Annotated in this window: 9 protein-coding genes; 8 read left to right on the top strand and 1 reads right to left on the bottom strand. The window is 72.7% G+C overall.

Annotation, left to right across the window (positions count from 1 at the left end; all coding sequences use genetic code 11):
• The first annotated feature begins 47 nt into the window (after window positions 1–47).
• The 4 genes from PT931_RS21415 (at window position 48) to PT931_RS21400 (ending at window position 5282) form a co-directional block, all read left to right on the top strand.
• Window positions 48–686: a dienelactone hydrolase family protein gene (locus tag PT931_RS21415; RefSeq protein ID WP_456247535.1), complete on the top strand. Its 639-nt coding sequence runs from the start codon at window positions 48–50 to the stop codon at window positions 684–686.
• Window positions 687–842: 156 nt separating this feature from the next.
• Window positions 843–3290: an endopeptidase La gene (lon, locus tag PT931_RS21410; RefSeq protein WP_456247534.1), complete on the top strand. Its 2448-nt coding sequence runs from the start codon at window positions 843–845 to the stop codon at window positions 3288–3290.
• A 285-nt stretch (window positions 3291–3575) separates the two neighbouring features.
• Window positions 3576–4694, top strand: coding sequence for an alpha/beta hydrolase family protein (locus PT931_RS21405; protein ID WP_456247533.1), 1119 nt, complete (start codon window positions 3576–3578; stop codon window positions 4692–4694).
• Window positions 4695–4763: 69 nt separating this feature from the next.
• Window positions 4764–5282 carry a GNAT family N-acetyltransferase gene (locus tag PT931_RS21400; protein WP_456247532.1) on the top strand — a complete coding sequence of 173 codons (519 nt, stop codon included), beginning with the start codon at window positions 4764–4766 and terminating at the stop codon, window positions 5280–5282.
• A gap of 59 nt (window positions 5283–5341) precedes the next feature.
• Here PT931_RS21400 and PT931_RS21395 read toward each other — a convergent pair whose 3' ends face one another.
• Window positions 5342–5725 carry a DnaJ family domain-containing protein gene (locus PT931_RS21395; RefSeq protein ID WP_456247531.1) on the bottom strand — a complete coding sequence of 128 codons (384 nt, stop codon included), beginning with the start codon at window positions 5723–5725 and terminating at the stop codon, window positions 5342–5344.
• A 176-nt stretch (window positions 5726–5901) separates the two neighbouring features.
• Between PT931_RS21395 and PT931_RS21390 the strand changes: the two genes are divergently transcribed.
• The 4 genes from PT931_RS21390 to fxsT all read left to right on the top strand — a co-directional run bounded on the left by PT931_RS21390 (window position 5902) and on the right by fxsT (window position 12285).
• A complete protein-coding gene (locus PT931_RS21390; RefSeq protein WP_456247530.1) occupies window positions 5902–6789 on the top strand; it encodes a hypothetical protein in 888 nt (295 codons plus the stop codon).
• 14 nt (window positions 6790–6803) lie between these two features.
• Window positions 6804–7337, top strand: a complete 534-nt coding sequence (locus PT931_RS21385) for a hypothetical protein (protein WP_456247529.1) — start codon at window positions 6804–6806, stop codon at window positions 7335–7337.
• A gap of 32 nt (window positions 7338–7369) precedes the next feature.
• The gene (locus tag PT931_RS21380; protein ID WP_456247528.1) at window positions 7370–8605 is read left to right on the top strand and encodes a phosphorylase family protein; all 1236 of its coding nucleotides are present in this window, start codon (window positions 7370–7372) and stop codon (window positions 8603–8605) included.
• A 377-nt stretch (window positions 8606–8982) separates the two neighbouring features.
• Window positions 8983–12285: an FxSxx-COOH system tetratricopeptide repeat protein gene (gene fxsT, locus PT931_RS21375; protein WP_456247527.1), complete on the top strand. Its 3303-nt coding sequence runs from the start codon at window positions 8983–8985 to the stop codon at window positions 12283–12285.
• The last annotated feature ends 1 nt before the right edge of the window (window position 12286 follow it).

The raw sequence follows: 12286 nt of genomic DNA, 5'->3' as shown, positions 1-12286 counted from the left end.
CCTCGATTCCCGCCCGGCGGGCCGGTGGGGGCTGCCAGCATCGAGGCATGACCTCGATCCTGATCGACGCGGGCGGGGTGGCCCTCGACGCCGACCTCTCCGTGCCGGCCTATCCCTCGGGCGTCGTGCTGTTCGCGCACGGTGCCGGCAGCTCCCGGCACAGCCCGCGCAACACTGTGGTCGCGGAGCGGCTGCACCGGGCCGGGTTCGCGACCCTGCTGGTCGACCTGCTCACCCCGGTCGACAGCCTGTCCGAGGAGGCCCGGTACGACATCCCCCGGCTCGCCGGCCGGGTCGCCGCCCTGGTGCGCTCCGTCGGGGAACGGCCGGAGCTGGCCGGCCTGCCGGTGGGGCTGTTCGGGGCGAGCAGCGGCGCGGCGGCGGCCCTGATCGCGGCCGGCGAACGACCCGGGGACGTCGCGGCCGTCGTGTGCCGGGGCGGTCGGCCCGACCTGGCCGCCGGGCTGCTCGGCCGGGTCTGGGCGCCGACCCTGCTGATCGTCGGCGCGCTGGACACCGAGGTACTGGAGCTCAACCGCCGCGCCGCCGGGGAACTGGGCGGAAAGAGCGAGGTCGCCGTCATCGCCCGCGCCGGGCACCTGTTCGAGGAGCCGGGCACCCTGGCGGAGGCGGCGGACTGGGCGGCGGCCTGGTTCGTGGAGCACCTGCCGGACGGCCGGAAGTAGCCCGGGCCGCGCGGCCACCGGGGCCCGACACGTCGGGGCGGACCGCGCCCACCGGGGCGGAAATCCTCCGTGGCGGCCGTCACACCGGGAACACCGGAGGCCCCCGTGAACTTGAGCCGAAGAGACTCATGTTTACGTGATTACAGAGGTGACCTCATGGCTACACTTCCCGTCCTCCCCCTGGCCGAGTCCGTCCTGCTCCCCGGCATGGTCATCCCCGTCACCCTGGACGCCGCGACCCAGGCCGCCGTCGACGCGGCGCGCACGGCCGGCGACGACACCCTGCTGGCGGTCCCCCGCCTCGACGGCGAGTACGGGCCGGTGGGCACCGTCGCCGTCATCGAGAAGGTCGGCCGGCTGTCCAGCGGCGAACCGGCCGCCGTGATCCGGGGCCTGGCCCGGGGGAAGATCGGCTCCGGGGTGCCCGGGCCGGGGGCCGCCCTGTGGGTCGAGGTCACCCGGTTCGAGGAGCCGCCGGTGACCGACCGGGTCCGCGAGCTGGCCACGGAGTACCGCAAAGTGGTCGTCGCCCTGCTCCAGCGGCGCAGCGCCTGGCAGGTGATCGACGCGGTCGAGCGGATGACCGAGCCCGCCGAACTGGCCGACTCCGCCGGCTACGCGCCCTGGCTGTCCCTCGAACAGCGCGCCGAGCTCCTCGCCGCCCTCGACGTGGCCGAGCGGCTGGAGAAGCTGACCGTCTGGGTCCGCGACCACCTGGCCGAGCTGGACGTGTCCGAGAAGATCAGCGAGGACGTGCGCGAGAGCGTCGAGAAGACCCAGCGCGAGTTCCTGCTCCGCCAGCAGCTCGCCGCCATCCGCAAGGAACTCGGCGAGGACGAGCCCGAGGGCAGCGCCGACTACCGCTCCCGGGTCGAGGCCGCCGACCTGCCCGACAAGGTCCGCGAGGCGGCGATCCGCGAGGTCGACAAGCTCGAACGCGCCAGCGACCAGTCCCCGGAGTCCGGCTGGATCCGGACCTGGCTCGACACGGTGCTGGAGATGCCGTGGACGGTCCGCACCGAGGACAACACCGACCTGCGCACCGCGCGCGAGGTGCTCGACGCCGACCACGCCGGGCTCGACGACGTCAAGGACCGCATCCTGGAGTACCTGGCGGTCCGCAACCGGCGCGCCGCCCGCGGCCTCCAGGTGGTCGGCGGCCGGGGCTCCGGCGCGGTGCTCGCCCTGGTCGGGCCGCCCGGAGTCGGCAAGACCAGCCTCGGCGAGTCCGTGGCCCGGGCCCTGGACCGCAAGTTCGTCCGGGTGTCCCTCGGCGGGGTGCGCGACGAGGCCGAGATCCGGGGCCACCGGCGCACGTACGTGGGGGCGCTGCCGGGGCGGATCGTCCGGGCCATCCGCGAGGCCGGCTCGATGAACCCCGTCGTGCTCCTCGACGAGGTGGACAAGCTGTCGGCCGGATACGCCGGGGACCCGGCCGCCGCGCTGCTGGAGGTCCTCGACCCCGCGCAGAACCACACGTTCCGCGACCACTACCTCGAAGTGGACCTCGACCTGTCCGACGTGCTGTTCCTGGCCACGGCGAACGTCGCCGACACGGTGCCGGGGCCGCTGCTGGACCGGATGGAGGTCGTCACGCTCGACGGGTACACGGAGGCGGAGAAGGTCGCCATCGCGCGCGGGCACCTGTGGCCCCGGCAGCTCGACCGGGCCGGCCTGACGGCGGACGACGTGACCGTGACCGACGAGGTGCTGGGGCTGGTGGCGTCGGAGTACACCCGGGAGGCCGGGGTGCGGCAGTTGGAACGGGCGCTGGGGCGGGTGCTGCGGAAGGTGGCGGTCGAGCTGTCGACCGGGCCGGGCGCCGGTCCGGCCGCCGGGGGCACGGCGCCGGAGGGGGCCGGGGAGTCCCGGGTCGCGCCGTTCGGGTTCGCAGCCGGAGTGGCCGATGACCCCGCGCCGTCGCCGGACGCCGTCGTGCCCGCATCCCCGACCGTGGACGTGACGCTCGCGAACCTGAAGGACTACCTGGGCCGGCCGAGGTTCACCCCGGAGTCCGCCGAACGCACGGCGGTCCCCGGCGTGGCCACCGGTCTCGCGGTCACCGGCGCGGGCGGCGACGTGCTGTTCATCGAGGCCACCGCCCTGGCCGACGGCGAGCCGGGGCTGACCCTGACCGGCCAGCTCGGCGACGTGATGAAGGAGTCCGCGCAGATCGCGCTGTCCTACCTGCGCTCGCACGGCCCCGAGCTGGGCGTCGACCCGGCGGCCCTGCACCGGCGGCTGCACCTGCACGTGCCGGCGGGCGCGGTCCCGAAGGACGGCCCCAGCGCCGGCATCACGATGGTCACGGCGCTCGCGTCCCTGGCCACCGGCCGGCCGGTCCGCCCGGAGATCGGGATGACCGGCGAGGTGACCCTCAACGGCCGGGTACTCCCCATCGGCGGCGTGAAGCAGAAGCTGCTCGCCGCGCACCGGGCGGGCCTGACCGAGGTGATCGTGCCGGCCCGCAACGAGCCGGACCTGGACGACCTGCCGGCGGCCGTCCGCGACCAGCTGACGATCCACGTGGTGGCGGACGTCGCCGACGTGGTGCGGTTGGCGCTGCGGCCGGCGGAGGCCGCCACCCTGGCGCACGCGGCCTGACCCCGACGTCGCCGGGCACCGCGGGACAGGGTGCCCGGACGGCGCGGGTGCCGGGGACCGCGGGACAGGACGCACGGGTGCCGGGGACGGCCGGGCGTGCTCCGGATCGGCACGGCGGAGGGACCACCGAGGGCGACAACCTTGCCGGGTTGTCGCCCTTCGGCGTGCCGCTGAGGGCCGCCGCCCGCGACGGGGGGCGCGAGCGGCGGCACAACTTCCGGATACCCGCGAAGGCTGATCCGTAACCGGTACCTTTGCCGGCACCCTTCGAGAGCGGAGTACCCGATGGAGTTCGTTCTGCCCGCCCCGACCGGACCGCACCCGGTCGGCGTGACCGACGCGCACCTCACCGACGCCGCCCGGCCGGACCCGTGGCTGCCGGAGCTGGCCCGGGAGCTGATGGTGAGCGTCTGGTACCCGGCCGGCGACGTCACCGGCCGGCCCCGGGCCCCGTGGCTGCCGGGCGGGGCGGCGGGATTGTTCGACACCCTCGTGGCGGCCGGGGGCTTCCCGGCGGGCGTCGTGGACTGGACCTCCCCCACCGCCGGTCACCGGGATGCCCCGGCCGCCGGAAACGGCCCGGTCGTACTGTTCTCCCCCGGGCTCGGGATGGCCCGCGGCACCACCACCGCGCTCGTCTCCGACCTGGCCAGCCACGGCTACACGGTCGTCACCGTCGACCATCCCGGGGAGGGGTCGCCGGTCGCCTTCCCCGACGGCCGGGTGCGCGCCGACGGGGCCGTCACCGAGGAGATGGTCGCCGACCCGGCCGGGATGGCCGGGTACATCGGGCGCGCCCTGGACGCCCGGGTCGCGGACCTGTCGTTCGTCCTGGACAGCCTGCCGGCGCTGACCGGCGGGGGAACAGCGGTCGGGGTGTTCGGGCACTCGTTGGGCGGGACCGCCGCGTGCGAGGCGATGGCGCTGGACGCCCGGTTCGCCGCCGGGGCCGACCTGGACGGCCCGCTGGGCGCGTCGCCCGGCAACCCGATGCCCGCCGCCAACGTCGCCCGGCACGGCCACGACCGCCCGTTCCTGCTGCTCGGCGCGGCGCTGTCCCGTCCGGACGGCGCGGGCGGCCACCGGGCCCGCAGCCACGCCCCGGGCGGCGACCCGGGCTGGGCGGACTTCTGGGCCCGGCACCGCGGCTGGAAGCGGGACCTGACCCTGTCCGGGGGGACCCACCACGGCTTCACCGACTTCCCGACGATCTACCGGGCGGCCGAGGGGTCCCCGGGGCTGCCCGGGCCGCTCTTCGACCGGGTGGTCGGCACGGTCGGTCACGGTCGGGCGGTGGCCGCCCAGCGCGCGTGTCTGCGGGCGTTCTTCGACGGGTTCCTGTCGGGCGGTCCGGGCTGGCCGCTCGACGAACCGGGCTGGCCGGAACTGACCCGGGTGCCGTGAATCGCGACAGGGCGGAGAGCCGTGCCACGGAACCCCTTCGACGGGTACGCGGCTCCTAGAGTGGTACCCGTGACGTGGACGATCCGGCCCGGCGGCCCCGGGGACGTACCCACCGTGCTGGCCCTGCTCGATCGCGCCGCCGAGTGGCTGGTCGAGCAGGGCCGGCCCGGCCAGTGGGGCACCGGGCGGCAGTCGACGAGTGCCCGGCGGCTCCGCCAGGCGGAGTCCTGGGGCCGCGACGGCGGGCTGTACCTGGCCGAACTCGACGGGACTCCCGTCGGCGCGCTCGTCCTCGGCGACGTGCCGGACACCCTGCCCCCGGCGACGGTCCCCGAGGTGTACGTGCTGTTCCTCCTCGCCAGCCGCGCGCACGCCGGTCTCGGGATCGGCGCGCGCCTGCTGGACCACGCGGCCGACGTGGCCCGCGCGCGGGGCGTGACCCGGGTCCGGCTGGACTGCTACGGCGGCGACGACCGGGCCCTGGTGTCCTACTACGAACGGCAGGGCTTCACGCACGCGGAGGCGGTGGAGTTCACGTTGCCGTCCGGGGCGGTCTGGCCGGGTCAGGTGATGGTCCGGGACCTCTGAGCGCCCCGGGGCCGGCCCGCCCCACGCGGGTGACCGCCGCCCGCCGCTGACCGCCGCCCTCAGCCGGCCCGGTGTTCCTTCCAGCGGGCCACGACCTCGTCCTCGTCGAGGGTGTTCACCACGATCGACGGCCCCTCCACCGCGCCCCGGCGCACCTCGAGGATGCGCGCGTTGAGGTCGGCGACGATGCCGCGGACGGCCCGTTCCGAGTACTCCTTGGCGACCGTGTCGAGGATGTCCTCGGCCTCCTTGCGCAGGGCCAGCGCGGGCGGCCCGACGAAGCTGAGCTTCTCGCGGCGCATGTACTCCCGGACCCACCAGTTCTCGTCGTACGTGGTGCCCAGGTTGGGGATGGGCTTGCCGGCACCGGGCAGGTTCGCGAACTCGCCGCGCTCCTCGGCCTCACGGATCTGCTTGTCCACGCGCAGCTCGTGCCTGTCCATGGGTGTCACCGCCTCGTTCGGGTACCCCCGAGTGTATTCGATCTTCGCGGGCCCGCAGGGAGCGGCGACCGTCGGCCACGGGGGGCGGACCCCCTCCGCGGGGGCCTGACGGAACCCCGACATCCGGGAGGTATTCGTCCCCTTGACGATAACCATCCCGACGCCTTATCGTCAACGTGACGATATTATTCGGCGACTCCCCCAAGAGGTCGGAGGCGAGAGCGATGGGCTGGTGGGTGCTCGGAACCGTGGTCGTGGCGCTGGTCGCGATCGGCGTCGGCTGGCATCACCGCCGCCGCGCCAGGGCCGCGCGGGTGCTGGCCCGGGTGCGCGCGATCCTCGACGCCGAACTCCGGCGGTCCCCCTCGACGTTCCGGGCCGCCGGGCGCGACGTCCTCGACGCGGTGGTCCGGATCGACCGGGCGGCGTCCGGGGTGCACCGGGCCGTCGTCCGCCTCACCACCCGGCCGCACGAGTCCGTCACCGACCGGGCCCTGGTCGCCGAGAGCATGCGCCTGCTCCTGGAGGTCGACGAGCCGCGCACCGTGCTCTACGCGCACACGGGCGACCGCGCGGACGCGGTGACCGCCGCCGTGGTCCTGGCCGCCGCCCGGCCACCGCTCGGCGAACCCGACCCGGCGGGAAGCCTGCGCCCTCCCCCGCCCCTGTCGGAGCACCCCCGGCTGGCGGGGCTGGCCACCGGGATGTACCGGACCGCCCGCGTCCGCTGCCGTGCCCTGCACCGGCTCCTGATCGCCGCGCGCTCCCTGCCGCGCTCCAAACTGTCCCCTTCGGAGATCCGGGCGCTGGCCGAGGCGCTGCGGTCGGCGACCTCCCAGGTGTCGGACGCCGGGCTGCGCGTCGTGAACGGCCGGCCGCTGGCCGCGGTGCGCCTCCTGATCGAGGTGGACCTGCCCGCCACCGACAGTCCCGGCCTCGGCACCGCCCACCTGCGCACCCTGGCCGACCTCGGCTCGGCCCACCGGGTCAGGGTCATCGACTGGGCTCTCGCCTCCGTCACCGACCTGTACCGGCGACAGCTCGACGGCCCGCGCCAGCCCTGAGAGGAGTGCACCCGATGTCGACGACCGCCCCCCTGCTGATCTGCGAGTACGAGCACCTGAAGGAGGAACAGCGCCTGCGGATCGCCACCCGCGACAACCTCGTGTCCGCCGCGGTCGCCGCGATGGTCGCGGTCGGGGGCGCCGTCCTGGAGGTCCGTTCCCTGGCGCTCCTGCTCCTGTGGCCGCCCCTCGCCCTGGTCCTGGGCATCAACTTCGTCGCCCACGACCAGAAGGTGTCGGCCATCCGGGCCCACATCACGCTGGTGATCGCCCCCCAGCTGACCCGGCTGCTCGACGGCGAGGTGCTCACCTGGGAGACCGTGCACCGGACCGACCGCCGGGCCCGGACCCGCAAGGTCGGTCAGCTCGCGGCGAACCTGCTCGTGTTCTGCCTGCCCGGACTGCTCGCCCCGCTCGCCTACGCGGTGCTGGACGGCGGCGCGGGACCCCTGGTCGCCCTGGCCCTCGCCGAACTCGCGGGCGTGGCCGTCCTCGTCGGGCACATCGTCAACGGCTCGGAGGTCGACGAGGTCGGTGATCGGACATGAGTGAATACCCCGCGCCGGGGGGAGAATGGGGCATGGCCACAGCGAGCGTCGGCATCGTCACGGCACTCCCCGTCGAGTACGCCGCGATGCGTCTCCTGGTCGAGGACCTGCTGCCCCGCAGGATCGACAACGACCGCAACCACTACCAGACGGGTACGCTGCCGAGCTCCGACCCCGGCCGCCCGCACCGGGTGGTCGTCACCGTGCTCCCCGAGGACGGCACCCGCAACGCGGCGGCGATCTGCGCGGACCTGCTGCGCAGCTTCCCCAGTGTGCGGTGCGTGGTGATGGCCGGGATCGCCGGCGGGGTGCCCGCGCCCGGCGCGCCGGCCCGGCACGTCCGCCTGGGTGACGTCATCTCGGCGACCGAGGGCGTCGTCGACTTCGACCACGTCCGTACCGTCAACGGCACCGACCACCTCCGCCGCGCGGTCAGCGGCCTGTCCACCGACCTGCTGCGCGCCGACCGGGAACTGCAGGCCGCCGAGCTCGGCGGCACCCGCCCGTGGGAGCCGTGGCTGGCCGGCGGCACCCTGCCCGCCCGGTTCGCCCGCCCACCGGCCGACACCGACGTCCTGCTGCACGCCGGCCGGGTGGTACCGCACCCCGACGACGGCGCGTACGGCCGCACCCCGGGCCTGCCCCGCGTGCACCGGGGCGCCATCGGCAGCGCCGACCGCCTACTGCGCGACGTCGTCCGCCGCGACGCGCTCGCCGCCCGGCACGGCATCCGCGCCGTGGAGATGGAATCCTCCGGCATCGCCGTCGGCGCCGCCCTGCGCTCCGCCCAGTGGTACGCCGTCCGCGGCATCGCCGACTACTGCGACCACGCCCTGAAGAACGACCTCTGGCACCCGTACGCCGCACTCACCGCCGCCGCCTACGTCCGCGCCCTGCTCGCGGCGTGCCACCCTTTCCCGGGCCCCTCGGCACCGGCACCGGTCCGGGCGGCGGGCGCGGACCTGTCGCACGAGAGTCTCCGGCTGATCGTCGACGCACTCCTCGACATCGAGCAGATCCGCGACGAGGGCGACCGCCGCGCGTTCGTCTCGGCCCTCCCGCGCGGAATCTCCCTGGCCGTCGCGCACAATCCCCGGCCACTGATCCACACCATGTCGATCGTGCGCTCCTGCGCCCAGCACCGTGCGGGAAAAGCGGGACTTCTGCAGGCCCTGCGCATGATCGTGCCGGAGGAATCGTTGGCATCGACGAGAGCCGTTCTGTTGATCGAGGAACTGTGGCCGAACGACGCCCATTCAGAGGGGTGACAACAGAGTCCATTGTGGTGTCTGATGGGACCGCGGGAACTGTCCTCCCCCACAGGGGTGGGCAGTTTCCTTTGTGTGTGAAGAATCAGCATCTGCGAGGGGGTCCCGGTCATCGACAGCCTGCGATATCGTGGATACCCTACGCACAGTCCCCCTTTTTTTCGGGAACGGCGCCCAAGGATGATCACACCGGAGTTCCCCGTCCGTCCGCCAGTCGGGGAATGCCTGCGGCCCACCACCACCCCACCGTCCAGTCCGCCGTGTCGGCATTCCGACGCCAGCACTGACGGCCAGCCGACACCTCACTCGCGCGGACACTCGTTACCAATCCGTGATTTCACTGCCGGGGATCACGACAACGGGCGGACACGGGTGTCGTGAAAATTTCCAATGAGTTGAAGACGAAGCTGGGGGACGCCCTTTTCAAGATCAAGGATCTGCACGATCCTGAAATTCGGCAGTTCCACATCAGCTATCTTCAGGCCAGCCTCGGTCGACCGCTGACGGTGAAGTCCCACTCGTCCCCCAAGTGGGCGCTCCTCTTCCTGCTGGACGCCTGCTGCGAGGACCGCGCCACCCTGGACGCCCTCTTCAAGGTCGTCCGGGAGTTGAACCAGGAGCACTCCGCCGTCGCCGAGGCCGACCAGCTCCTGGAGGAACTGGATCCGCTGATCCTGGCCTCGGACGCGCGCCGCGCACTCGCCGGCCTGATCGGCGCCGTCGATCTCACCCTGCTGCGGGATTCTTTCCACGACCGGATCGGCGCCCCCTCCGAGGGCGAGCCCCCGGACTGGTTCGACACCCTGGCCGTCATCAAAAGGGCCGAGCTCTCCGTCGCCGCGCGCGGCGGCCTGCCCCCGTTCCTGATGTGGATCGACCGACTGGCGCACGGCACGGAGAATCCACACCTCTCCGAGGACATGCACGGGTGGATGGTCTCTGTCGGACTCGCCGCGGGGCTCGAGCCGTCAACCCTCCGCAGGCTGTGCATCACTTTGCACATCGAGGCTCCACAAGGCGCAATCTTGGGCGAGTCCCAGCATTCCACAGTACTATTTGATAGCAATACGGACATAAGTGTCGAGATCGAGACAGCCCCGTCGGGTGCCGGCTCGCAGCAGTCGGGAGATGATGTAGTGAACCGCACGACTGTCATCACATCTACCCAGACTGTGGAGAGTCAGGATCCGATTCGCGGAGGCGTCCCCTCCCGGAACATGGACTTCACCGGTCGGGACACGATGATCTCCGATCTGCGGCAGCAGTTGGTGAACTACTCGAAGGCCGCCGTCGTGCCACAGGCGCTCTACGGCATGGGCGGGGTCGGCAAGACCCAGATCGCCGCAGAGTACGTCTACCAGCACACCGACTCCTACGACCTCGTCTGGTGGATCCCCGCGGAGCAGCCGTCGATGATCCGGGCGTCCCTGGCGATGCTGGGCGACAAGCTGGCCCTGCAACCCAACGAGGACATGCACCTGACCGCCAAGTCGGTCCTCGACGCGCTGGCCACGTCCCCACGCCGGTGGCTGCTGGTCTACGACAACGCCGACGAGCACAGCGACATCCGCGAACTGCTGCCCTCGGCCGGCGGGCACGTCATCATCACCTCCCGCAACCGGGAGTGGGCCGACGTCTACAAGGGCATCGAGGTCACCGTCTTCGACCGCGCGGAGAGCATCGAACTCGTCGGCAAGCGCAGTACGGGCATCACCCAGGAGGAGGCCGACCTGCTGGCCCAGCGCCTGGGTGACCTCCCCCTCGCGCTCGCCCAGGCCGCCGGCTGGCTCCGCAACACCGGCATGCCCGTCGGCCGGTACGTCGAACTCCTCGAGGCCCGGCTCCACGAGCTGATGCAGGAGAAGTCCTCCGACTACCCGACCACGATGTCGGCGATCCTCAGCGTGGCGCTCGAGAAGCTCCGGGCCGGCAACGTGCCGGCGGCCGGACAGCTCCTCGAACTGTTCGCCTATCTCAGCCCAGACCCCATCTCGGCCGGCTCCCTGCGCGCCGGACGGGGCGCGCACGTGACCGAACCGCTCGCCTCGGCCCTCAACGACGAGATCCAGATGGGCCGGGCGATCCGCGAGCTGGGTCACCACAGCCTGGCCAGGGTCGACACGAGACGCCAGCGACTCCAGGTCCACCGCCTCGTCCAGATGGTGCTGCGCACCGAGCTGCGCGGCGACCGCCAGGATTCCGCACTGGCCAACGTCCGCCGCATCCTGGCCGCCGCCAATCCCGGTTCCCCCGACGAGGACCGGACCTGGCAGGCGCACGCCGAGATCGGGCCGCACATCGGACCCGCCGACCTCATCGGCGCGCCGTGGAAGGACGCCCGCCAGGTCGTCCTCGACCAGATGCGCTACCTCTACGTGACCGGCGACTACCGGGCCAGCCGCGAGCTCGCCGAGCAGGCCACCGTGCGCTGGTCGGCGCCGGAGGCCGAAGGCGGCCTCGGGGCGGACCACATCGACACCCTCCTCGCCAACCGGCACCTCGCCAACGCCCTGCGGCAGCTCGGTTCGCACGAACAGGCCAGCCAGCTTCTCGAGGACACCTTCGAACGGCTCCGGACCAGTCCCGAGTTCGGCGAGGACCACGAGCACACCGTCGACGTCGGTCTGGGCATCGGCTTCAGCCTGCGGATCGAGGGCGACTTCCGCACCTCGCTGGAGCGCGACCTGGAGAACTTCGAACGGGCGCGCAGGGTCTACCGGGACGACACCCACCGGGTCGTCCTGAACGCGAAGACCAACGTCGCCGCGGCGAAACAGGCACTGGGCGACTTCGAGGGCGCCTACGAGATCGACGCGGAGACCCTGCGCTTCAAGCGGGAGACCCTCGGGCCGAACGACGCGAGCACCCTGTGGTCGGTGAGCAGACTGGCCCGGGACCTCTACCGGCTGGGCCGGTACGACGAGGCGCTGAAGATCCAGAGTGCGGTCCTGCCCACGCACCGCGCGCTACTGACCGCGAACCACAACGACGTCCTGCTGGCGACCCGCACGGAGGTCATGTGCCTGCGCAAGACCGGGCGGCACGAGGAGGCGGTCCGCAAGGCGCGGGATCTGTACCACTCCTACCACGCCCACTTCGGACCCGACAACCAGAACGCGCTCGCCGCGGCGATCAGCTACGCGAACGCCCTGCGGGCGGTGTCCCGGTTCCAGGAGGCGCTCAGCCTGGCCACGGAGACGGTGGACGCCTACGGCAGGGTTCTCAGCCCGGATCACCCGTTGACGCTGATGGCCGCCGTCAATCTGGGGATCATCCTGCGCGCGACCAGTGACCGCCGCGGGGCCCGGCAGCGGGACGAGAAGACCCACAAGACCATGATCGACGTACTGGGCGCGATGAACCCGTTCACGTTGTGCGCCGCGAACAGCGTCGCCAACAACCTGGCGAACGACCACAAGCTGGACGCGGCACGGGTACTCAGCACGGCCAACCTGGAGACCGCCACCCGGCTGCGGGGCGGGGACCATCCGTACACGTTGGCTCTGCAGGTCAACGCGGCGCTGGACATGCAGGCCACCGGCGATGTCGAGGCCGGCGAGGAACTGCACGCCGAGGCGGTGGCCAAGCTGAGCGTCCTCCTCGGCCCGGACCACCCGGAGACGTCGCAGGCGCGGCAGGAGAAGCGGGCCGAGTGCGACATCGAGGCCCCGTCGATCTGAC

The organism is Longispora urticae (genome assembly GCF_053902585.1).
This window is presented reverse-complemented; position numbering and strand designations above follow the sequence as displayed.